The sequence below is a fragment of the Paracoccus fontiphilus genome (assembly GCF_017356265.1).
In the GTDB taxonomy this organism is placed as follows: Bacteria; Pseudomonadota; Alphaproteobacteria; order Rhodobacterales; family Rhodobacteraceae; genus Paracoccus; species Paracoccus fontiphilus.
Genome location: NZ_JAFNAW010000021.1, coordinates 21,296 through 41,146, shown reverse-complemented (window position 1 = coordinate 41,146; position 19,851 = coordinate 21,296). Strand labels below are relative to the sequence as shown.

Below are 19,851 nucleotides of genomic sequence, written 5' to 3'. Positions count from 1 at the left end.
GCCCGATTTTGTTGGGCGAAGGTGAGTGACACTCTTTACTTCATCGCATAGACGGTAGGCGACGTTTCCAGCTTAGGTTGATCTGATGAAGATAGAGGCCACTGCTCTGCCGGATGTTCTTGTCATCACTCCGTCCAGATTCGGTGATGAACGGGGCTTTTTCTCGGAAAGCTGGAACAGGAAGACACTGTCGGATGCGGGGGTAAACCTGCCCGAGTTCGTGCAGGACAATCATTCCATGTCGCGCCGTGTCGGGACCGTGCGCGGGCTTCACTATCAGGCGCCTCCCTTCGCGCAGGGAAAGCTGGTGCGCTGCGGCCGTGGGTCGCTTCTGGATGTCGCGGTGGACGGACGCAGGGGCAGCCCGACCTTTGGCCGGTCGGTCGCGGTCGAGCTGTCGTTCGAGAATGGCCGGCAGCTGTGGGTGCCGGCGGGCTTCCTGCACGGCTTCGTCACGCGAGAGCCGGATACCGAGATCATCTACAAGTGCACCGCCCATTACGACAAGGCCAGCGATGGCGCGGTCCGCTGGGACAGCCTTGGCATCGACTGGGGGGTCGCCGATCCCCTTCTGTCGGACAAGGACCGCGACGCGCCGGCCTTCTCGGACTGGCAGTCTCCCTTCGAATATGCGGGTGCAGCATGAAGATCCTTGTGACAGGTGGTGCTGGCTTCATCGGCTCGGCCGTGGTTCGCCTTGCGGTCCGGCGCGGCCATGAGGTCGTCAATGTCGATTCGCTGACCTATGCCGCCAATCCCGACAACGTCGCGGAAGCCGCGCAAAGCCCGCTTTACCATTTCGAGAAGGTGGACATCCGCGACCGTCAGGCGCTGGACCGGGTGTTCGCGGCGCATCAACCGGACGTGGTCATGCACCTGGCGGCCGAAAGCCATGTCGATCGCTCGATCGACGGGCCTGCCGCCTTTATCGAGACCAACGTGATCGGCACCTTCAACATGCTGGAGGCCGCCCGCAGCCATTGGACCGAGCGGGGCCGTCCCGAAGGGTTCCGCTTCCATCACATCTCGACCGACGAGGTTTTCGGGTCGCTGGGGGAAACGGGACAGTTCACAGAAACGACGCCCTATGATCCGCGCAGCCCGTATTCCGCCAGCAAGGCCGGGTCGGACCATCTGGTGCGCGCCTGGCACGAGACCTATGGCCTGCCGGTGGTGCTGACCAACTGCTCGAACAATTACGGCCCTTACCACTTCCCCGAAAAGCTGGTGCCGGTTGTCATCCTGAAGGCCCTAGCGGGCGAGCCGATCCCGGTCTATGGCGATGGCGGCAACGTGCGCGACTGGTTGTATGTCGAGGATCATGCCGACGCGCTGCTTCTGGTGGTGGAAAAGGGCGAGATCGGCCGCAGCTACAACATCGGCGGCGAGAACGAGGCCAGGAACATCGATCTGGTGCGCACCATCTGCGCGCATATGGACGAGATGCACCCCGAGGGCGCGCCCCATGCCGACCTGATCACCTTTGTCACGGACCGCCCGGGCCACGATCGCCGTTATGCGATCGACCCGACCCGGATCCGCACGGAACTGGGCTGGCGTCCCTCGGTCACGGTCGAGGAGGGGCTGCGGCGGACCGTCGAATGGTATCTGCAGAACCGTGACTGGTGGCAGCCCCTGCTGTCGCGCGAAGGCGTCGGCCAGCGGTTGGGACAGGCAAGATGAACGGTCTGCTTGTTCTGGGCCGCTCGGGTCAGCTTGCGCAGGCCCTGGCGCGCCTCGCGCCCGGGGCGACCTTCTGGGGGCGGGCGGAAGCCGACCTGTCTGATCCCGCCACCGTGGCCGCGCGAATCCTCGACCTTCGGCCCACGGCGATCATCAACGCCTCGGCCCACACGGCCGTTGACCGCGCGGAGTCGGATGTCGAGGCCGCGACGCTGCTGAACGCCACGGCTCCGGGCCTTGTGGCGCGGACGGCAGCCGATCTGGGCATTCCCTTTCTGCATGTCTCGACCGACTATGTCTTCGACGGCAGTGGCGATGCGGCACGCGACGAGGATGCCGCTACCGGTCCCTTGGGCGTTTATGGCCGCACCAAGCTGGACGGCGAAGGGCAGGTCGCGGCGGCGGGCGGAACATGGGCCGTGCTGCGCACCTCGTGGGTGTTTTCCCCCGATGGCGCCAACTTCGTGAAGACCATGCTGCGGCTGGGCGCCGAGCGGGACGAGATCAATGTCGTGGCCGACCAGATCGGCGGCCCGACCGAGGCCGGCCGGATCGCCGGCGCCCTGCTGGAGATGACGCGCCAGATGATGGCCGATCCGCAGAAGGGCGGTCTGTATCATTTTGCCGGAACGCCGGACGTCAGCTGGGCCGGCTTCGCGCGGGCGATCTTTGAGCGCGCGGGCCTGGCCTGCGAGGTGCGCGAGATTTCGACAAGCGCCTACCCGACGCCCGCGCGCCGGCCCCTGAACTCTCGCCTGGACTGCGCACGGATCGGTCGGGATTTCGGCATCGACCGGCCCGACTGGCGGGAAGACCTGGACATTGTATTGAACCAAATGGGATATTCGGCATGACCGCACGCAAGGGCATTATTCTGGCGGGTGGGTCCGGCACGCGCCTTTACCCGATCACGATGGGCGTCTCGAAGCAGCTTCTGCCGCTTTATGACAAGCCGATGATCTATTATCCGATCAGCGTGCTGATGCTGGCCGGCATCCGCGAGATCGCGATCATCACCACCCCCGAGGACCAGGCGCAATTCCAGCGGCTTCTGGGCACGGGCGAGCAATGGGGCCTGCGCTTCGAATGGATCATCCAGGCGTCGCCCGACGGGCTGGCGCAGGCCTATCTGCTGGCCGAGGGGTTTCTTGCGGGTGCGCCGTCCGCCATGGTCCTGGGCGACAACATTTTCTTCGGCCACGGCCTGCCCGAGCTTCTGAAGGCGGCGGATGAGCGCGACAGCGGCGGCACCGTGTTCGGCTATCGCGTCTCGGACCCCGAGCGCTATGGCGTCGTCGATTTCCAGTCGGACGGAAAGGTGCGCGCGATCATCGAGAAGCCCGAATTGCCGCCGTCGAACTTTGCCGTCACGGGGCTTTACTTCTTGGACGGAACCGCCTCGGAGCGGGCCAAGGCCGTCAAGCCGTCCGAGCGGGGCGAACTCGAGATCACGACCCTGCTGGAAAGCTATCTGCATGACGGCAGCCTGACGGTCGAGAAGATGGGCCGCGGCTTTGCCTGGCTGGATACCGGCACGCATGGCAGCCTGCTGGATGCCGGCAACTTCGTGCGGACGCTGGAAAAGCGCCAGGGCCTGCAGACCGGCTGCCCCGACGAGATCGCCTTCGAGGCCGGCTGGATCGACGAGGACCGGCTGCGCGAACAGGCGCAGAAGTTTTCCAAGAACGCCTATGGCCGCTATCTGATGAGCCTTCTGGGGCCGCATTGACGCAAGCGGCCCATCAGGGCCGCCGCATAAAAAGCGGACGTCCCGGCCCGTGTCTGGCGATAAAGCCCGATGCGGGCCATGGACAGGGCTGCGGCCGGGGCGGATTGGCGCAGCGCCGCGCCGAACCGGTCGAGGAGGGCGCGATTTTCGGCTAGAAGCTCTGGCCGGACCGCGTCAAGGGCCGCGTGATTGGTGGCCAGCCAGCCCCCGTAGTTTCCCGCCAGCAACATTCCGATCCGCTGCGACATGGCCCGTACGGTGTCGTTCCGGCCCATCTCGCTTCGGGCGTGCTGGCGATAGAACAGCGCGGGACGCGGGTCGTGGATCAATGCCGCGCCCGCGCCTGCCGTGACCTGATAGGCCCACCAGTCATGTGAGGGGATGTCATTGGCCTGCGCGGGCCGGATGCAGCGCCGCAGGATTGCCGCAGCCCTTGCGTTGAAGACGGATGTGTTGCCCGCCATGATCGCCTGGACAAGGGCATTCCGAAACCCCAGGGGACGCGGGAAATGGCGCGACTCGGCAACGGGGCGTAGGTCTGCGTCGGTGATGATGGTCCGCGCGGCATAATGCGCCGGGCCGTCATGCGCGGACAGCGCCTCGACCGCGCGGGACAGCTTGTCGGGAAACCAGATGTCGTCCTGGTCGCAGAAAGCGATCATCTCCTCGGGCGCCGCTGACAGCAGGTGCAGGAAATTCTGCGTGGCACCCCGCCCTGGTCCGTCGATCAATCGCACCTGGCCTGCCGGATGCGCGGCTGCAAAGGCCGCGACGATGTCGCGCGTCCCGTCATCCGACCCGTCGTCCGAAACGATCAGCCGCCAGTTCCGATGCGTCTGCCCGGCAATGCTTTGCAACTGCGCGCCGATGAAGGCTGCGCCGCGATAGCTGGCCAGCAGGATCGTGACCGGAACAGCGCTGGCTTGGGGCAAGAGGGTTGGGCGGTCCACCGGCATGTCCTTGGCAAGGCAGGACCGGTTTCTGCCCCGTCGCCCTTCCCGATGCAACCGTCAGCCTGCCTGGCGGGCGATATCCTCGATCAGCACGGCCTTGACGGTCAGGTCCGTGCTGGCCTGCGCGGCCCTTTGCAGCCGCTCGCGCAGGGGGGCCAGCCGCGCCTCGGCGGTGAAGTTGCCGTCGAAGCCGCCGGTATTGGCGTGGATCAGCAACTCGCGCAGAAGCGCGTCGCGCAGGCGGTGTTCCTGCTGCCTCATCGCGGGCAGGTCGGCGCCGCCGGTCTCGATCGTCAGGGTCAGGATCATGACCGCGCCCATGTCGCCGTTGCGCATCAAGGGCACGAAGAACTGGCTGGGGAAGGTGAACCATCCCTCGGCCGGGACGGCCTCTCCGCCATGCTCCCCGCCGCCATGGCCGTCCGCAGCGGCCGCATGATCGTCGGCCGAAGGGGGCGCGGCGTGATCCGAGACGTCAGGGGCGGCGTGATCGCCGGCGGCGTGGTCTTCGGCTGGCGCGCCATGGCCGTCATCGGCAGGCGCCCCCGCGGTGGCAGGGTGGTCCCCCTTGGCGCCGGGGCGCAGCATGTCCCCGGCGGCGACACCTCCGACAAGGGCCAGCACGGGAACCAGCAGGGCCAGGATCTTCTTCATCGGGAACCTCAGTAGGGCAGGATCACGTCAGCCAGCTGCTGGCCGAAGCGGGGTTGTTGCACGTCGGTGATCTGCCCGCGCCCGCCATAGGAGATGCGCGCGCCCGCGATGCGGTCATAGGCGATCTCGTTGCTGCGGTCGATGTCGGCGGGGCGCACGAAGCCGCTGACGGTCAGTTCGCGCAGCTCGTAGTTCACGCGGACCTCCTGGGTGCCCTCGATCTGCAGGGTGCCGTTGGGCAGGGTGTCGATCACGGTGGCGGCCACGCGCAGGGTCAGCTTGTCGCGCCGGGTGATGTTGCCGCTGCCCTTGTAGGAGGACGAGGCCTCGGCCTCGGCCAGGTTGTCGAAGGAGGCGCCGTCGGGCAGCTTTTCGTTCAACCGCTGCGGGATGCCCACCATCTGCGGGACCCTCACGCTTTCGTCCGAGGACCGGCTGCGCCCCGAGGTGTTGGTCATCTGCGCCTCGTCGTCGATCTCGATCACCACGGTCAGGATGTCGCCGCGGGTGGCCGCCCGCCGGTCGCTGATCAGGGACGAGGTGGTTCCGGCCCACAGGGATGCCGCGGCCTCGGGACGGCCGGAGTCGACAGGGATTTCCAAGGGCGGGTTGGTCATGGCGATGAATTCCTCGCTGTTGCGGGGCGAGGTCAGGCTGGGCGGCTTGCCCATGTGATCGCTACGCGCGCAGGCGGCGGCGGCAAGGGCAAGGCAAAGGACATGGGTCGGCTTCATCGGAAATCCTTTGGTCTATTTGATCGCCAGCAGGCTGCCGTCCGGCTGGACGGTGGCGCTGATGGTGGCGCGAGATTCGAGGTTCATGACGCGGATCACTTCGCCCGCGGCACCGTCCGACAGGGTCCGGGCCTCGGTCACGATGCGCAGGGCGCCGCGCTGGAAGACAAGCGGGTGGATCTGGTTGCGGGAAATCAGCTTGGGCGCCTGCAGCAAGGACGCCTGCAAGGGGCGGCCTTCGTGAATGGTGATGCGGGTCTGCAATCCGATCGCCTCGGACGGATCGGACAGGCCGGGGCGGTCGCCGTCAATGGCGCGCAGGTCGGCCGCCGTGATGACCGTGCCCGCGGGCAGGGTCCGTGCCGCCGCCAGCACCGCCGCCTGGGCGGGCAGGGGCGACAGCGCCAGAAGCAGGAAAAGCCAGCGCATCAGCGCACCTGCGTGGTGGCCGACAGCATCTGGTCGGCGGCAGTGATGACCTTGGCGTTCAGCTCGTAGCCGCGCTGCGCCTTGATCAGTTCGGTGATCTCGCGCACGGAATCGACCGAACTGTCTTCCAGGTATCCCTGGCGCAGCGTGCCCAGCCCGTCCTGGCCGGGCGTCGTCACCTGCGGCGTGCCCGATGCGGCGGTTTCCAGGAACAGGTTGGACCCGATCGCCTCCAGCCCCTTTTCGTTGGAAAAGCCCGCCAGCGTCAACTGGCCCAGCATCTCGGGTTCGACCTGGTCGCTGAAATAGGCGTAAACCTCGCCGGCGGCGTTGATGGAGATGGTGCTGGCGTCATCGGGGATGGTGATGGCGGGCGCCACCGGATACCCGTCCGAGGTCACGATCAGCCCGTCGGGCGAGCGTTTCAGCCCGCCGTCCCGCGTATAGGCGGACAAGCCCGAGGGCAGCGTCACCTCGAGATAGCCTTCGCCGTCGATGGCCAGATCCAGATCGCCGCCGGTCTGGGTCAGCGCGCCCTGCTGCAGGTTGACGCTGACCGCCGTGGGACGCACGCCCAGGCCCAGTTGCACGCCCGCGGGGATGACGGTGCCGTCGGCGGCGGTGACGGTGCCAGGCCGCGTGGCCTGCTGGTAATGCAGGTCGGCGAATTCCGCGCGGCGGGCATTGTAGCCGGTGGTGGACATGTTGGCGAGGTTGTTCGAGATGACCTCGACGCGGGTCTGCTGCGCGCTCATGCCGGTTGCGGCGATCTGCAGGGCTCTCATGGGGGGACCTTTCAGCGGGTCATGCCGGCGATCGCGCTGCGGATGCGCTGATCTTCTCGGTCAAGGAAGGACTGGCCCAGCTCGTAGGCGCGCTGGACCTCGATCATGCGGGTGATCTCGAAGACGGAATCGACGTTCGATTCCTCAAGGAAGCCTTGGCGGATGCGGGCATCCTCGACCGGCGCGGGGGCGGCGTCGGTGGTGAAGGCGGTGCCGCCCTGGTGGGTCAGTTGTGCATCCTCGGGGGCGGTGAAGACGCCGATCCTGCCGAAGGTCACGCCATTGGCGGACAGGGTGCCGTCTGCCCCGACCGCGACATCGCTGGCGCCTGCGGGCACGATGATCGGCGCCATGCCCTCGTCCAGCAGGCGAAAGCCGTCGGCCGTCATCAACTCGCCCTCCGGGGAGGGCAGGAAGGCGCCCGCGCGGGTCAGGCGGTTGCCCTCGGGCGTCTCGACCAGGAAGAAGCCGTCGCCCTCGATCGCCAGGTCGTAGTTGCCGTTGGTCTGGCTCAGCACGCCCTGGTCCAGATCCAGGGTCCGGCCGCGCGCATGGGCCATCGACAGCGTGTCGCCGCTGCGGTCCAGAGCCGACATGTGTTCGGCGAAGATCACGCCTTCGCGCCGGAAGCCGGTGGTGTTGGCGTTGGCGATGTTGTTGGCCACCACGCGCATTTCGGCCATCAGGCCGGACTGCCGGGTCAGCGTCGCATAGGTCGCGTTGTCCATGTCAGCTTCCCGCGATCAGGGGGATGATCTGCCCCAGGTAGAAGTCGGACAGCGCGGTGGTCATGAAGCTCATGGAGACCCAGAAGACCGCCAGCATCAGCCCGACCTTGGGCACGAAGGTCAGCGTCATTTCCTGAACCGAGGTCAGGGCCTGGAACAGACCGATCACCACACCCGCGATCAGCGCAACGGCCAGCATCGGGGCCGAGATGCGGACCGAGATCAGAAGCGCCTGGCGCAGCATGTCGAACAGAAGCGTCTCATCCATGGATCACACCGGCATCCGCAGGATTTCCTGATAGGCCTCGACCACCTTGTCGCGGATGGCGACCACGGTTTCCATGGCGACCTCGGCCTCGGCCAGGGTCTGGACCAGGCGGTGGGTCTCGACCTGGCCGGTCATGGCGTCGGTCGCGGCCCCATCGACCTGGCCCATCTGGGCGGCGAAATCCTCGGCCGCCTGCGAGATCGCCTGGACGGCGGGGGCGGGCTGGCCCGGCGCGACGGCGCTGCGGGCGGCGGAATAGGCACTGGCTGCATTCAAACTGGTAAACATGGGCGACCTTTCTAGCGGCGCAGAAGTTCCAGAAGCGACGCGCCCATCTGGCGCGTCTGCTCGAACATTTTCAGGTTGGCCTCGTAGGAGCGGCCCGCTTCGCGCGAGTCCGCGATCTCGATCACCAGATCGACATTGGAGCCCAGGTAGTAGCCGTCCTCGTCCGCCAGGGGATGCGAGGGGTCGTAAAGGCGCGGCAGTTCGGCCTGGTCCAGCCGCAGCTTCGACGCCTCGACCTCTCCCGTGGGGCGGCCGAAGCGGGCGGCTTCCTCGAAGGTGACCAGCTTGCGGCGATAGCCGGGCGTGTCCGCGTTGGCGATGTTCTCGGCCGTGTGGCGCAGGCGTTCGCCCTGGGCGCGCATGCCGGATGCCGACAGGTGCAGGGCGGAAACGGGACGGTCCATCACGCCCTCCGCCCGATGCTGGTGCGCATCAGATCAAGCGCGGAACTGTAGATGCCCAGTGACAGGTCATGGCCGCGCTTGACCTCGGCCGCCTTCAGCATCTCCTCCTCCAGCGAGACGGAGTTGCCGTTGGGCGAGACGCCGGTCCCGGCCACGCTGTTGCGTGCGGCAGGTGACCAGTCGGGCGCATCCAGGTGACGCGGATCGGTGGTCCGCAGCGGCGCAAGGGCCGCGCGATAGCTGTCGGCGAAGGGCTGCATGTCCTCGGCCTTGAAGCCGGGGGTGTCGGCATTGGCGATGTTGCGGGCGACGGTGATCTGCCGCTGGCTGGAATGCTGGCCCAGGGCGCGGGCCATGCGCATCATCTCGATCTTTTCAAACATGAGGCTTCTCCTCATTGGCGATAACCCGGTCTTAACCGCGATTCGTTTAGAAACCGTTTGCAGGCTGAAAAAACGGACGGTGAGGATGGACCAGCTGAGTTCGATTGCGGCGCGGATCGCCGATCTGCGCATGACCCGGCACTGGGGGCGCGTTCATTCGATGCGGGCCGGGCTGATCCGGGTCGAGGGGTTGAACAGCCATGCCTCGGTGGGCGACAGGGTGCTGATCGCGCTGCAGAAAGGGCAGGTCGCGGCCGAGATCGTGGGGCTTGCGCCGCGCCATGCCGACGTGCTGCCGGAAGGCGATGCCGAGGGCCTGTCGGTGGGCGCCGCCGTCGAGCTGATCTTCGCGCCCACCATCGCCCCCTGCGACGACTGGATCGGGCGAATCATCGACCCGCTGGGTCAGCCGCTGGACGGCCGCCCCCTGCCCAGGGGCCGCGAGCCGCTGCCCTTCCGCCGCGAGGCTCCGGCTGCCGTGCGCCGCAAGCGGCTGGGCGCGCGCCTGCCCACGGGATTCGCGGTCTTCGACACGCTGCTGCCGCTGGTCACCGGCCAGCGGATCGGGCTGTTCGCGGGATCGGGCGTCGGCAAGTCCACGCTGCTGTCCGGGCTTGCCAAAGGGGTGCAGGCCGATGTCGTGGTGATCGCCATGATCGGCGAACGCGGGCGCGAGCTGCGCGAGTTCGTGGAAAAGACCCTGGGGCCCGAGGGCATGGCGCGGGCCGTGATCGTGACGGCGACCTCGGACCGCTCTCCGCTGATCCGGCGGCGCTGCGCCTGGGCCGCGATGGCCGTGGCCGAGCATTTCCGCGACCAGGGCCGCCACGTGCTGTTCCTGGCCGATTCGATCACGCGCTTTGCCGAGGCGCATCGGGAAATCGCCCTGGCCGCAGGCGAGCCGCCCAGCTATCGCGGCTTTCCGCCCTCGGTGTCCAACCTGATCATGGCCTTGGCCGAACGCTCGGGTCCGGGGCTGGAGGGGACGGGCGACATCACCGGCATCTTCAGCGTGCTGGTGGCGGGATCGGACATGGAGGAGCCGGTGGCCGACATCCTGCGCGGCACCCTGGACGGGCATGTCGTGCTGGACCGGACGATCGCGGAACGCGGGCGCTTTCCGGCCGTTGATGTGGTAAGATCGGTGTCGCGGTCCTTGCCCGATGCCGCCACCGCTGACGAGAACAGGATGATCGGCAAGGCCAGGGCCGCGCTGGGGGCCTATGCGGAATCCGAGTTGATGATTCGTGCGGGCCTCTACGCGCCCGGATCGGACCCCCGCCTGGACGAGGCCGTCAGGCTTTTCCCGCAGCTCGACGACCTTGTCGCCCGCAAGACGAACGGAATCGAGCAGAGCTTCCTGGAACTTGCTGCGGCCTTGCGGGTTCAAGCCAGTCCGCGGCAGCCCCTTCGGGGTTGAGTGGCCAGTCAAGCGATTGAGTTCGCTTAATGAATGTTAGGTTGGAGGGTGAGCCCATTGCGCGAGAGAGTGCGATTTGCAACTGTCTTGTGCCAGAGTTGAAGGGATCGGAAGTGGCAATCACGGAGTATTTCGTCCGTTATCTTCAAAGACGCGACACTTTGTCCCCGAACGATCTGGACCGTCTGCGGGCGGTGAAGACAGAGCAGGCGAGCTATGGAGCGGGCGAGACGATCGTTCCCGCCAATGCCAGTCCCAACCGCAGTTGCATGATGTTGCGAGGCTTGTCGGCCCGGTCGAATCGCCTGGTCGGGCGCCCGGATGATCGCGTGATCACGGCCCTGCATGTGCCGGGCGATTTCGTCGATCTTCACGCCTTTGTCCTGTCGAAGCTGGACCATTCCATTGTCGCGGTCGGCCCGGTGGAGGTCGAATACATCGACCATGCCGACCTGACCGAGATTACCCGGAACTTTCCCCACCTGACGCGTCTGCTGTGGATGGCGACCATGATCGATGCCGCGATCCATCGGCAATGGCTGATCGCCGCGGCGTCCCTGCGGTCGAGCGCGCATCTGGCCCATCTGGTCTGCGAGGTCTACACCCGTCTGAACGCCGTCGGGGCGGCCTCGGACGGTCAGTTCCAGTTGCCCCTGCTGCAACGCGAACTGGCGGATATCCTTGGATATTCCCCGATTCATGTGAACCGCGCGGTCAGGGACCTGCGCGATCGCGGGCTGATCCGCTGGTCGGGGCCGGACATCACCATCCTGGATTGGAAGGGCCTGACGACCCTGGCGCGGTTCGATCCGGCCTATCTGGATCTGGAACGCGTCAAGCGCTGATCACTGGCACAGGCGCCAGCCACCCTGCCGGGCGGCGATATCCAGGTGCAGGTGGTCGTCATGGGCGTCGTTTGAGCCGGGCCCCAGGACGGTGGTGAAGAACAGGCAGCCTGCCGCGCGGGCGGTGCGCTGGAAGGCCTCGGCCATGTCGCCGGTGTCCAGGCGAGGCTGGACCGCAAGCGCCTCTCCCTTGTCGAGAACGAAGCCCGCGATGTCGATGGCATTTCCAAGCGCATGTTCCGACAGCTTCGGCCGGTCCTCTCCGGTCCCGACGCGGGGGCGGCAGTCATAGGTCGTGCCAAGCCGGAGGGCGGTGACGCGAGGCCTCCCGGGCAGCATGGCGGCTGCCGGCTGCAGGAAGGCGCGCGCCCATCCCTCCAGCGCCAGCGCGGTGTCGCAGCGCATGACCGCACCGCCTTCCAGCGCCAGGCCGGGCAGGATGCGCTCTACCCGGATCGGCCGGGCGATGCCGCAGTCGCGGTCGTCAGGGTCGGTGATGGGCGGCTGTTCGCTGAAGACCGCGCCCCGGGCGGAAAGGGTCCGCAGGCAGGACGCGAAATCCCCGTCGTCTTCGCGCAGCAGCCACCAGACGGGCGGCGGGGGCGGCCCGAACATCGGAGAAGATTCCACCACCGGCTCTGGAACCGGAACCGCCACCGGCTCCGCCTGCGGTTCTTCCGCCGGGGCAGGTGCCCCTGCCGGGTCGGCTGCCGTGTCCTCGGGGCGTTCGGGCGGACGGTCCTGCGCGGCGGCGGCTGTCGGCGACAGGCACAGGGCCAGCAGGATCGCGCCCCGCCGGATCATGGCTGCTCGGCCACCGGGGGCACGACGAAGCCGTCGGGCAGGGCGCCCGTCAGCGCATCGGTCAGCGGATCGGCCGGCGCGACCTGCGCGTCGGCATCCTCTTCCGAGGTATTCTCGTAGACCGGCTCGGCCGGGGCGCGCTTTGCGGCCAGCGGGTCCGGATAGCCAAGCTGCCCGTCCGGGGCGGCGGGGCTGGGGTCCGCGGCCGCCGGGACGACCGTTTCCAGCGGCTCCAGAGGCTCGGCGGGCGGGGTTTCCGCCGGCGCGGCGCCGGTGGCTTGGGCGATGGTCACGCCCTGGGGCAGGAATTCGACCGCGGTGGTGTTGGCGCGGACCATGTGGGCCAGTTCCTCGGCATCCCAGTTGGTCAGCCGCACGCAGCCCATCGACTGGTTGCGGAACAGTTGCGAGGGCGTGGGCGTGCCGTGGATGCCGTAGGTCGGCTTGGACAGCCCGATCCAGACGGTCCCCACGGGCGCGTTCGGACCGGGCGGCACCACCAGCACCTTGTCGTTGTCGCCCTGCTGGAAGTTCTTCTTCGGGTCATAGGTATAGTTCGGGTTCAGCGCGACCGTCGCCACATGGTGGCTGCCCGAGGGCGAGGGCGTGGCCGACGACCCGATCGTCGCGGGAAAGTCCACCAGCAGCTTGCCCTTCGCGTCGAAGCCCGCCACCCGGCGCGTGTTCACGTCCACCAGGATGCGCGCCACCGTGCCGCGCATCCGGGCACCGGGATTGATGACCTTGATCGTGGCGCCGGGTACGAGATCGACGCCGGGGTTCAGGAAGGCGATGAACTTCTCGTCCATGTGGAAGCGCTCGCCCAGGCGTTCGGCGACGCTGGTATGGGCCATGGCCGGCATCTGCGCCTTTTCGGCGTAGTCGGTGGGGATCGCCTCCGCCAGTCCCTGCGCGTCCTCGGCCGTGATGGTGTAGTCCTGGGTGGCGGGCTGCGCCGCGAAGGATTGCAGCAGGTTCCAGACATGCGGGTCCATCACCCCGTCGATGGGCAGGCCCGACCGGCGTTCGAAGGCCATGATCGCGCTCTGGCTCATGCCGCCCTTGAAGCCGTCGATCACGCCCGGAGAGATGCCCGACCGATCCAGCAGCACCTGCACCTTGGTCGTCAGGGCCGACCGCCCCGGGGGCAGGTCGCCGCCGTTATAGCTTGCCGCCTCGACATCGGCCGCCAGGAACGGCTTGTCGGTCTGGGCCGCGGCGGGCAGGGCACAAAGCGACGCCAGCACCAGGGCAAGCGGCAGAGGGATCGAAAGGCGCGGCATCGTGGTCTCCGTCGGGATGGTCGCAGCATCGGGGGTCTTGCGCGAAACCGCCAGATAGACCGGCGGTCACATTTCGGTCAATTCCCGTTTGAGTTCGCCGCCGCCCCGGCCTAGCGTGCCGCGGGGACAGCGATCCGGAGGCAGGGTGACGAGCGAGGGAATGGGAACGGCCGGCCTTGCCGCCATGGCCGCGGTGGTGCTGCTGACCGCCCTGCACATGCCTGTCGCGCTGTCCTTGCTGCTGGCGGGGGCGGCCGGGCTGGCCTGGGCGGGGGCGCTGGACAGCGCCTGGGGTCCGCTGGCGGGCCTGCTGCGGACGCCCGACCTTCTGCTGGTGCCGCTGGTCCTGATGCTGGGGAATGCGGCCTTTTACGCGGGTTTCGCCACCCGCGTGCATGATGCGTCGGCGGTGATCCTGCAGCGGCGGCGCGGCGGGCTTGCCATGGCCGCGATCCTGGGCTGCGCCGGTTTCGCCGCGACCTCGGGGTCGTCGGTCGGCTGCGCGGCCACCATGTCGCGGATCGCCATGCCGGCGATGCTGGGGGCGGGCTACGATCCGCGCCTCGCGGGCGCCTCGGTCGCCATGGGCAGCACGCTGGGGGCGCTGCTGCCGCCGTCCATGCTGCTGATCGCCTGGGGGCTGTTGTCGGGCACGCCGGTCGGCGCCATGTTCCTGGCGGGCCTGCCGGCCGCCGTGCTGTCGCTGGCGGGAATGGCCGCCGTCGTGCTGTGGTGGGTCCGGCACGACGCCGAGGCCGCGCCCCTGCCGCAGCCGCTGGCCATCGCGGCGGGCGCGGCCCTGCGCGCGGTCTGGCCCGCCCCGGTCCTGTTCGCGATCCTGGTCGGCGGCATCTTCTTCGGCTTGGTGACGGCGCCCGGGGCCGTGGCGATCTGCCTGGCCGCGACGCTGGCCTTCGGCGTCATCCAGCAGCGGCTGACCGCCGGGACGCTGTGGCTCGCCCTGCGCGAAAGCCTGCGGCAGGCGGTTTCGATCCTGCTGATCCTGTTCGCGGCGCGGCTGTTCCTGACATTCCTTGATGTCGCCGGCATTCCGGCGATGCTGGCGGACGGGGCGGCGGGCATCCCCCGCCCGGTTGCCGTCCTGCTGCTGGGCCTGGGCTGCGCCGTCCTGGGGCTGCTGGTCGAGCCGCTGGCGATGCTGGTCCTAGCCCTGCCTTTCGCGATGGCCTTGGCGGGCGCCCATGGGCTTGGCCCGGTCTGGGCCGGCATCGTCCTGGCCAAGCTGGCAGAGGTCGCGATGATCCTGCCGCCCGCGGGGCTTGTCGTCATCGTCATCGACAAGGCGATTCGTGCCGTCCCGGCAAGGACGACATTCGCGGGGGTCGAGCGGTTCCTGTTCCCGGACCTTCTGGTCCTTGCCGCGCTTGTCCTGTTTCCGGGGCTGGCGCTGGCTATCGCGGGCTGATCAGTCCTCGGAGACCAGGCGATGCTGGGGCGGATAGAACTGCCGCGCAAAGGAAACGGGCGTGCTGTCGGTCCAGTTCGTGCGCTCGATCGTCAGGGCCGGGCTGCCCTCGGCGATGCCGAGGTTGCGCGCGAACTCGCCCCGGGCGGTATCCGCCAGGATCGAGAACCGGCCATGCGTCAGGGCAACCCGGCCTGCAAGCCATTCAAGCGCGGACTGATGCTCCACGTCCTGGCGGCTCAGGGGGGGCAGGGCACGCATGTTCAGCCAGACCGCCTCGCAGCAATGCGGCTTTCCGTCGGCGGTATAGGTCGCCTCGACAAGCAACAGCTCCTCGCCCGCCGAGACCTGGAGCGCGCGCGCGGCGGCCGGGCTGGGCAGGCGCATGGCGAAGCTGTCCAGCGTATAGGCGCAGGTCGCGCCCATCGCCTCGATCTCGGTGCGGATCGCGGGCATGTCCAGGGTCGTGCGCCGGGCCGAGGTGGCGGCAACCCGCGTGCCCACCTTGCGGCGGCGCTCGATGATGCCGCTGTCGGCCAGTTCGCGCAGGGCCCTGTTCACGGTGGCGCGCGCGCAGCCGAGGCTTGCCGCAAGCTCCTGTTCGGTGGGAATCAATTCGCCGGGGGGCCATTCACGGCTTCTGATCCGTTCAAGCACATCGGCGCGGACCGATTGCCAGGTATTCATGCGCCTTCCGCCCCCCGCCGCGCCCGACGCGCGCAGGGACCGGACAAGGTTGCCGGGTATTTTTGCCATTTTTTTTACTGTAAAACTTGAACCATGGAACCTTCGCAGTGTCGGAAAAGGATGACGCGAAGGGAAGCTGTCCAAAACGACAAGGCCCCGGATCGGCAAAGGCTTGCCCAAATCGGGCGGCGATCGGCGGCAGTCGGCGCTTGCGCCACGCCATGCGGCTGCTATTGCATGATCTGCAGGTGAGAGCGGAGGACACATGCGCGCTGACGCCACGACAACCGGCACGATGGCCGCCACCGGGACTGCCTGGGGCATCCTGACCGCGATCAGCCTGTGCCACACCATCAACGACGTGATGCAGTCGATGCTGGCGGCAATCTATCCGCTGCTGCGGGTCGAGTTCGATCTGACCTATGCGCAGATCGGGGTGATGACCTTCGCGTTCCAGGTCACCGCGTCCCTGCTGCAACCGCTGATCGGGATGGCCACGGACAGGCACCCGCAGCCCCGGTCGCTGCCCTTCGGCATGGCCTCGACCTTCTGCGGGGTGCTGCTGCTGGCCTTTGCGCATCACTACGGGATGCTCTTGGCGGGGGCGATGCTGATCGGGGTCGGCTCGGCGGTGTTCCATCCCGAAAGCTCGCGCGTGGCGCGGCTGGCTTCCGGCGGGCGCTTCGGGACGGCGCAGTCGCTGTTCCAGATGGGCGGCAATTTCGGGCAGTCGCTGGGTCCGCTGCTGGCGGCCTTCATCGTCGTGCCCTTGGGCCGCCCGGCGGTGGCCTGGTTCGCCGTGGCAGCGGCCCTGGGCGGGGCGCTTCTGTGGCATGTGGGGCAATGGGCCGAGGGGCGACGCCGCGCCGCCACCGCAAAGCCCGACACCGCGCTGCGCCTGCCCCGCGCGGTCGTGATCCGGGCCATCGCCGTGCTGGCGATCCTGACCTTCACGAAGAACATCTACACCGCCTCGATGAGCAGCTATTTCACCTTCTTCACCATCGAGAAGTTCGGCCTGGGCCCGCAAGGCGCGCAGATCATGCTGTTCCTGTTCCTGGGCGGCATGGCGGCGGGCGTGATCCTGGGCGGCATCGTGGGCGACCGGATCGGTCCGCTGCGGGTGATCTGGTTCTCCATCCTGGGCGTGCTGCCCTTCACGCTGCTGCTGCCGCATGTCGGGCTGGCTGCGACGGGGGTGCTGGCCATCATCATCGGGCTGATCCTGGCATCCGCCTTCCCGGCCATCGTGGTCTTTGCGCAGGAACTGGTGCCGGGCCGCACCGGCACAATCGCGGGCCTGTTCTTCGGCTTCAGCTTCGGCATGGGGGGCATCGCCGCCGCCGCCCTGGGCGTCCTGGCCGACGCGCAGGGGATCGAGCGGGTGTTCGTCCTCTGCTCGTTCCTGCCGATCCTGGGCCTTCTCACGATCTTCCTGCCCAGGCCGGGACGGCTGATCGGCGGCTGATGGACGCGCCGCTGTTCTTCCACATCAGCCCCGACTGGTGCGGCGAGAGGCGGCTGGCGCGGCTGTTCCGCCGCAACGGCCATGCCGCCGTCTGCCACGACGCCGGGCGGCTGGCCGAGGATATCCTGTTTTCCATAGCCAGCGGCGGCGATGCCCTGCGCCACTGGCCGGGAACGGTGCTGTTCTCGGGCCTTTACCGCAACATCCCGCATTGGCGCCCCCCGCTTGAGGCATGGCGCCGTTTCGGCTGGCTGGCCCAGCGTTTCCCGCAGGCGCGCTTCATCCTGACCGTGCGGCGACCCGAAGACTGGATCTTGGACCGCCTGACCCGCGACGGGGGGGCTGCGGCAGCCTGCCATGCCCATCATCGCGGCTGCGACACCGCCGACCTGCCCGACCTGTGGGAAGCCGACTGGCACGCCCATCTGGCCGCCGTGGACGCCTTTTTCGGCGACGATCCCCGCCTGATCCGGGTCGATCTGGACCGCGAAACGCCGTCCGATGTCGCGGCGCGGCTGCACCCCGTGCTGCCGCTGCCCGACCCCGGCTGGCAGCAAGGCTGGTTTCCCGAAGCAGAGGGCAAGGCCCCGGATCTTTCCCGGCTGCTGGACAGGCCACCCGCCGAACAACTCGATGAAGCCTATGCGGACCAGGTGGCAACCTTCTGCCTGCGCGGTATCGACCCCGACGCAGGGCAGGGCGGCGGGCATTCGGAGTATTCTTCCGACTGGGACGGCGGCACCCGCGTGACCGACCGCAAGGGCGGGGTGCGGCGCATGACGGTCCTTCCCGGCCAGGGGGCAGTCTCGGCCCCGGAGCGGCATTTCAAGCTGATCCGGGCCGAGGGGGTGATCAACGATGCCCTGCGCCTGGGCCGCCCCATGCCGCTGCGCATCGACATGGAGGATTCGCGCTGGTTCGGCTCGCCGCAGGGCGATCCGTTGTCGGCACCCGTGCTGTGCCACAACCGCCGGGCAGGCGCGCGCAACGCCGTGCTGTGGCCCTTGCCGGGCCAGCACGACATCGGCTTGCCGGGCTTCGACCCCGGTGCCGCGCCCGATCCGATCCCGTGGGAGGACAAGCTGGACCAGGTGGTCTGGCGCGGCATGATCTCGGGCAGCGAGATGCGCGACGGCGTCAGGCCCGGCCCGGCCTCGCATGTCATCCTGCGCGACTTGGCCCAGGCGGGCGACGATCCGGCCCTGCGGCAGGCGGCTTGGGACCGGTTGTGCAATACCAACCGGCTGGCCTTCGTGCGGCGCTGGTGGGGGCATCCCGATTTCGACCTGGGCGTGGTGATGGCCTGGGGTTATCGCCAGTTCGCAAGCGATCCGCTTCTGGCGCCCTATTGCACGCCGCGCCGGGACCGCGCGTTCTTTCACCGCTTCCGGTATCAGCTGTGCCTGACGGGCTATGACCACGGCTCGAACTTCATCGGGGCGATCGACGGCCAATCCGTGCTGCTGAAGGAGGAGGACGGCTGGGAGGTGTTCTATTCCGACCGCTTCCAGCCGTGGAAACACTATATCCCGTTGCAGCGCTATTGCGGCGACATCGCCGAAAAGCTGGCCTGGGCACGCGAAAATCCCCAAGCCTGCAAGGCCATGGCCGCCGCCGCACGGGCCGAGGCCGCGGCGCTGCGCAAGCCCGCCACCCGCCGCGCGATCATGGCCCGCATCCTCGACGGGCTGGCGGCGGCAGGCTAAGGCAGGCGGCAGGAGGAATCCATGACCACCATCCGCATCGAACCCATCACCCCCGAAGCCTTTGCGCCCTTCGGCGACATTCTGACCCCGCGCGCCACGCCCGACCGCATGATCAACGCGGGCCGCTGCGAACGCCACCATGCGCTTGCCACCGTGGAGCGGGCGGGGGGCGAGGCGATCATCTCGATCTTCCGGTCCCAGGCCATCAGCCTGCCTTACGCCTGCACGCTGCTGGAACGCCATCCCCTGGGCAGCCAGGCCTTCATGCCGTTGGGACCGGACGCTTGGCTGTCGGTCGTGGCGCCTGACGCGGGCGGCAGGCCGGGGACGCCGCGCGCCTTCCTGGTGCCTGCGGGCACGGGCGTGAACCTGCGCGCGGGCGTCTGGCACGGCGTGCTGACGCCGCTGGACCGGCCCGCCGATTTCCTGGTCGTGGACCGGGAGGGCGAGGGCGTGAACCTTGAAGAGGTCGCCATCGACCCTGTAACCATCACCGCATGATTCTGCCTGATTTCAGCGTCGAACTGGCTGCCCTGGCCCGTGGCGCCCGCCGCGTCGCGGGCGTGGACGAGGTCGGGCGCGGCCCCCTGGCCGGTCCCGTCACCGCCGCCGCCGTGGTGCTGGACCCCGGCAACATCCCTGACGGGCTGAACGATTCAAAGAAGCTGACAGTGAAACGGCGCGAAGCCCTGGCCGAATGGCTGGCCGCGAACTGCGACCACTGCATCATCCATGTCGGGGTCGCCGACATCGACCGCCTGAACATCTACCACGCCTCGCACCTGGCGATGTGCCTGGCCGTGAAGGGCCTGGGCACCAGGCCGTGCCATGTCCTGGTCGATGGCAACCGCATCCCCCGCGACCTGTCCTGCCCCGGCGAGGCCATCGTTAAGGGCGACGCGCGCTGCGTGACGATTGCTGCGGCTTCCATTCTGGCCAAGGTGGCGCGCGACCGGCTGATGGTGGATTTGGCGCAACAACATCCCGGATACGGCTGGGAAGCCAATGCCGGTTACGCGACGCCCGCCCACAAGCAGGCCCTGCTAGATTTGGGGATTACCCCCTATCATAGGCGTTCGTTCGAGCCCGTCCACAACATCTTGTGTAAAGCCCTGCAACCAAGCCCTTGATTCAAAAAACAATTTGACGCCGATTCGCGTCTGAATCATCTTAA

General features: G+C 68.0%; 24 protein-coding genes. 11 read left to right on the top strand and 13 right to left on the bottom strand.

All coding sequences use genetic code 11. The features are described 5' to 3' along the window. The first annotated feature begins 85 nt into the window (after positions 1 to 85). The 4 genes from rfbC to rfbA are packed head-to-tail and all read left to right on the top strand — an operon-like array spanning position 86 to position 3,412. Complete coding sequence (rfbC, locus tag J0F76_RS09635; RefSeq protein ID WP_207468492.1) at positions 86 to 646, top strand: dTDP-4-dehydrorhamnose 3,5-epimerase; 561 nt, start codon at positions 86 to 88, stop codon at positions 644 to 646. Continuing rightward, entirely contained in the window at positions 643 to 1,683 is a 1,041-nt protein-coding gene (gene rfbB, locus J0F76_RS09630) for a dTDP-glucose 4,6-dehydratase (protein ID WP_207468489.1), read from the top strand. Before rfbC ends, rfbB begins: the two co-directional genes overlap by 4 nt. Further along, complete coding sequence (gene rfbD, locus J0F76_RS09625) at positions 1,680 to 2,537, top strand: dTDP-4-dehydrorhamnose reductase (protein ID WP_207468487.1); 858 nt, start codon at positions 1,680 to 1,682, stop codon at positions 2,535 to 2,537. The genes rfbB and rfbD overlap by 4 nt, the downstream gene beginning before the upstream one ends. Further along, a complete protein-coding gene (rfbA, locus tag J0F76_RS09620) occupies positions 2,534 to 3,412 on the top strand; it encodes a glucose-1-phosphate thymidylyltransferase RfbA (RefSeq protein ID WP_207468485.1) in 879 nt (292 codons plus the stop codon). Before rfbD ends, rfbA begins: the two co-directional genes overlap by 4 nt. Here the strand turns inward: rfbA and J0F76_RS09615 are convergent. From J0F76_RS09615 to J0F76_RS09570, 10 genes are read right to left on the bottom strand one after another with little or no spacing between them, the layout of a single operon-like run. Next, positions 3,382 to 4,362 (bottom strand): glycosyltransferase, encoded by a 981-nt coding sequence (locus J0F76_RS09615; protein WP_207468483.1) that lies wholly within the window; start codon positions 4,360 to 4,362, stop codon positions 3,382 to 3,384. The genes rfbA and J0F76_RS09615 overlap by 31 nt on opposite strands. 60 nt (positions 4,363 to 4,422) lie before the next feature. Continuing rightward, positions 4,423 to 5,019 carry a hypothetical protein gene (locus tag J0F76_RS09610; RefSeq protein ID WP_207468481.1) on the bottom strand — a complete coding sequence of 199 codons (597 nt, stop codon included), beginning with the start codon at positions 5,017 to 5,019 and terminating at the stop codon, positions 4,423 to 4,425. Between the two features lie 8 nt (positions 5,020 to 5,027). Further along, entirely contained in the window at positions 5,028 to 5,753 is a 726-nt protein-coding gene (flgH, locus tag J0F76_RS09605) for a flagellar basal body L-ring protein FlgH (protein WP_207468479.1), read from the bottom strand. Between the two features lie 15 nt (positions 5,754 to 5,768). Then, positions 5,769 to 6,182 carry a flagellar basal body P-ring formation chaperone FlgA gene (gene flgA, locus J0F76_RS09600; RefSeq protein ID WP_207468477.1) on the bottom strand — a complete coding sequence of 138 codons (414 nt, stop codon included), beginning with the start codon at positions 6,180 to 6,182 and terminating at the stop codon, positions 5,769 to 5,771. Continuing rightward, positions 6,182 to 6,967, bottom strand: coding sequence for a flagellar basal-body rod protein FlgG (gene flgG, locus J0F76_RS09595; protein WP_207468475.1), 786 nt, complete (start codon positions 6,965 to 6,967; stop codon positions 6,182 to 6,184). The genes flgA and flgG overlap by 1 nt, the downstream gene beginning before the upstream one ends. Positions 6,968 to 6,978: 11 nt before the next feature. Further along, entirely contained in the window at positions 6,979 to 7,695 is a 717-nt protein-coding gene (locus tag J0F76_RS09590) for a flagellar hook-basal body complex protein (RefSeq protein ID WP_207468473.1), read from the bottom strand. Between the two features lies 1 nt (position 7,696). Continuing rightward, positions 7,697 to 7,963, bottom strand: a complete 267-nt coding sequence (locus J0F76_RS09585; RefSeq protein WP_207468471.1) for a flagellar biosynthetic protein FliQ — start codon at positions 7,961 to 7,963, stop codon at positions 7,697 to 7,699. 3 nt (positions 7,964 to 7,966) lie between these two features. Beyond that, positions 7,967 to 8,251 (bottom strand): flagellar hook-basal body complex protein FliE, encoded by a 285-nt coding sequence (gene fliE, locus J0F76_RS09580; protein WP_207468469.1) that lies wholly within the window; start codon positions 8,249 to 8,251, stop codon positions 7,967 to 7,969. An 11-nt stretch (positions 8,252 to 8,262) separates the two neighbouring features. After that, positions 8,263 to 8,655, bottom strand: coding sequence for a flagellar basal body rod protein FlgC (gene flgC, locus J0F76_RS09575; protein ID WP_207468468.1), 393 nt, complete (start codon positions 8,653 to 8,655; stop codon positions 8,263 to 8,265). Continuing rightward, entirely contained in the window at positions 8,655 to 9,038 is a 384-nt protein-coding gene (locus tag J0F76_RS09570; RefSeq protein ID WP_207468465.1) for a FlgB family protein, read from the bottom strand. The genes flgC and J0F76_RS09570 overlap by 1 nt, the downstream gene beginning before the upstream one ends. 85 nt (positions 9,039 to 9,123) lie before the next feature. Here J0F76_RS09570 and J0F76_RS09565 point away from each other — a divergent pair, with 85 nt between their 5' ends. Both J0F76_RS09565 and J0F76_RS09560 read left to right on the top strand, forming a co-directional pair. Further along, positions 9,124 to 10,458 (top strand): FliI/YscN family ATPase, encoded by a 1,335-nt coding sequence (locus J0F76_RS09565; RefSeq protein ID WP_207468462.1) that lies wholly within the window; start codon positions 9,124 to 9,126, stop codon positions 10,456 to 10,458. Between the two features lie 194 nt (positions 10,459 to 10,652). Next, positions 10,653 to 11,303, top strand: coding sequence for a Crp/Fnr family transcriptional regulator (locus tag J0F76_RS09560; protein WP_341351580.1), 651 nt, complete (start codon positions 10,653 to 10,655; stop codon positions 11,301 to 11,303). Here the strand turns inward: J0F76_RS09560 and J0F76_RS09555 are convergent, their stop codons facing one another. Both J0F76_RS09555 and J0F76_RS09550 read right to left on the bottom strand, forming a co-directional pair. After that, positions 11,304 to 12,107 carry an extensin-like domain-containing protein gene (locus J0F76_RS09555; RefSeq protein ID WP_207468458.1) on the bottom strand — a complete coding sequence of 268 codons (804 nt, stop codon included), beginning with the start codon at positions 12,105 to 12,107 and terminating at the stop codon, positions 11,304 to 11,306. It abuts the gene before it with no gap. Further along, entirely contained in the window at positions 12,104 to 13,390 is a 1,287-nt protein-coding gene (locus J0F76_RS09550; RefSeq protein ID WP_207468456.1) for a L,D-transpeptidase family protein, read from the bottom strand. The genes J0F76_RS09555 and J0F76_RS09550 overlap by 4 nt, the downstream gene beginning before the upstream one ends. A 160-nt stretch (positions 13,391 to 13,550) precedes the next feature. On the opposite strand from J0F76_RS09550, the gene J0F76_RS09545 reads away from it, so the two are divergent. After that, complete coding sequence (locus J0F76_RS09545; RefSeq protein WP_207468454.1) at positions 13,551 to 14,816, top strand: TRAP transporter large permease subunit; 1,266 nt, start codon at positions 13,551 to 13,553, stop codon at positions 14,814 to 14,816. On the opposite strand, the gene J0F76_RS09540 is transcribed toward J0F76_RS09545, so the two are convergent. Beyond that, positions 14,817 to 15,503, bottom strand: coding sequence for a GntR family transcriptional regulator (locus tag J0F76_RS09540; RefSeq protein ID WP_207468452.1), 687 nt, complete (start codon positions 15,501 to 15,503; stop codon positions 14,817 to 14,819). It lies immediately after the preceding gene. Positions 15,504 to 15,768: 265 nt separating this feature from the next. On the opposite strand from J0F76_RS09540, the gene J0F76_RS09535 reads away from it, so the two are divergent. The 4 genes from J0F76_RS09535 to J0F76_RS09520 are packed head-to-tail and all read left to right on the top strand — an operon-like array spanning position 15,769 to position 19,807. After that, complete coding sequence (locus tag J0F76_RS09535) at positions 15,769 to 16,971, top strand: MFS transporter (RefSeq protein ID WP_207468450.1); 1,203 nt, start codon at positions 15,769 to 15,771, stop codon at positions 16,969 to 16,971. Beyond that, positions 16,971 to 18,677: a glycosyl transferase family 90 gene (locus J0F76_RS09530; RefSeq protein ID WP_207468448.1), complete on the top strand. Its 1,707-nt coding sequence runs from the start codon at positions 16,971 to 16,973 to the stop codon at positions 18,675 to 18,677. The genes J0F76_RS09535 and J0F76_RS09530 overlap by 1 nt, the downstream gene beginning before the upstream one ends. A gap of 21 nt (positions 18,678 to 18,698) precedes the next feature. Beyond that, a complete protein-coding gene (locus J0F76_RS09525) occupies positions 18,699 to 19,178 on the top strand; it encodes an ureidoglycolate lyase (protein ID WP_207468447.1) in 480 nt (159 codons plus the stop codon). Beyond that, the gene (locus J0F76_RS09520; protein WP_207468445.1) at positions 19,175 to 19,807 is read left to right on the top strand and encodes a ribonuclease HII; all 633 of its coding nucleotides are present in this window, start codon (positions 19,175 to 19,177) and stop codon (positions 19,805 to 19,807) included. Before J0F76_RS09525 ends, J0F76_RS09520 begins: the two co-directional genes overlap by 4 nt. Positions 19,808 to 19,851 lie beyond the last annotated feature (44 nt).

Bases quoted from the DNA above. Each gene is read 5' to 3' on its own strand.
- rfbC (WP_207468492.1), top strand. From the start codon at position 86: ATGAAGATAGAGGCCACTGCTCTGCCGGATGTTCTTGTCATCACTCCG.
- rfbB (WP_207468489.1), top strand. From the start codon at position 643: ATGAAGATCCTTGTGACAGGTGGTGCTGGCTTCATCGGCTCGGCCGTG.
- rfbD (WP_207468487.1), top strand. From the start codon at position 1,680: ATGAACGGTCTGCTTGTTCTGGGCCGCTCGGGTCAGCTTGCGCAGGCC.
- rfbA (WP_207468485.1), top strand. From the start codon at position 2,534: ATGACCGCACGCAAGGGCATTATTCTGGCGGGTGGGTCCGGCACGCGC.
- J0F76_RS09610 (WP_207468481.1), bottom strand. From the start codon at position 5,019: ATGAAGAAGATCCTGGCCCTGCTGGTTCCCGTGCTGGCCCTTGTCGGA.
- flgH (WP_207468479.1), bottom strand. From the start codon at position 5,753: ATGAAGCCGACCCATGTCCTTTGCCTTGCCCTTGCCGCCGCCGCCTGC.
- flgA (WP_207468477.1), bottom strand. From the start codon at position 6,182: ATGCGCTGGCTTTTCCTGCTTCTGGCGCTGTCGCCCCTGCCCGCCCAG.
- flgG (WP_207468475.1), bottom strand. From the start codon at position 6,967: ATGAGAGCCCTGCAGATCGCCGCAACCGGCATGAGCGCGCAGCAGACC.
- J0F76_RS09590 (WP_207468473.1), bottom strand. From the start codon at position 7,695: ATGGACAACGCGACCTATGCGACGCTGACCCGGCAGTCCGGCCTGATG.
- J0F76_RS09585 (WP_207468471.1), bottom strand. From the start codon at position 7,963: ATGGATGAGACGCTTCTGTTCGACATGCTGCGCCAGGCGCTTCTGATC.
- fliE (WP_207468469.1), bottom strand. From the start codon at position 8,251: ATGTTTACCAGTTTGAATGCAGCCAGTGCCTATTCCGCCGCCCGCAGC.
- flgC (WP_207468468.1), bottom strand. From the start codon at position 8,655: ATGGACCGTCCCGTTTCCGCCCTGCACCTGTCGGCATCCGGCATGCGC.
- J0F76_RS09570 (WP_207468465.1), bottom strand. From the start codon at position 9,038: ATGTTTGAAAAGATCGAGATGATGCGCATGGCCCGCGCCCTGGGCCAG.
- J0F76_RS09565 (WP_207468462.1), top strand. From the start codon at position 9,124: ATGGACCAGCTGAGTTCGATTGCGGCGCGGATCGCCGATCTGCGCATG.
- J0F76_RS09555 (WP_207468458.1), bottom strand. From the start codon at position 12,107: ATGATCCGGCGGGGCGCGATCCTGCTGGCCCTGTGCCTGTCGCCGACA.
- J0F76_RS09550 (WP_207468456.1), bottom strand. From the start codon at position 13,390: ATGCCGCGCCTTTCGATCCCTCTGCCGCTTGCCCTGGTGCTGGCGTCG.
- J0F76_RS09545 (WP_207468454.1), top strand. From the start codon at position 13,551: ATGGGAACGGCCGGCCTTGCCGCCATGGCCGCGGTGGTGCTGCTGACC.
- J0F76_RS09540 (WP_207468452.1), bottom strand. From the start codon at position 15,503: ATGAATACCTGGCAATCGGTCCGCGCCGATGTGCTTGAACGGATCAGA.
- J0F76_RS09535 (WP_207468450.1), top strand. From the start codon at position 15,769: ATGCGCGCTGACGCCACGACAACCGGCACGATGGCCGCCACCGGGACT.
- J0F76_RS09530 (WP_207468448.1), top strand. From the start codon at position 16,971: ATGGACGCGCCGCTGTTCTTCCACATCAGCCCCGACTGGTGCGGCGAG.
- J0F76_RS09525 (WP_207468447.1), top strand. From the start codon at position 18,699: ATGACCACCATCCGCATCGAACCCATCACCCCCGAAGCCTTTGCGCCC.
- J0F76_RS09520 (WP_207468445.1), top strand. From the start codon at position 19,175: ATGATTCTGCCTGATTTCAGCGTCGAACTGGCTGCCCTGGCCCGTGGC.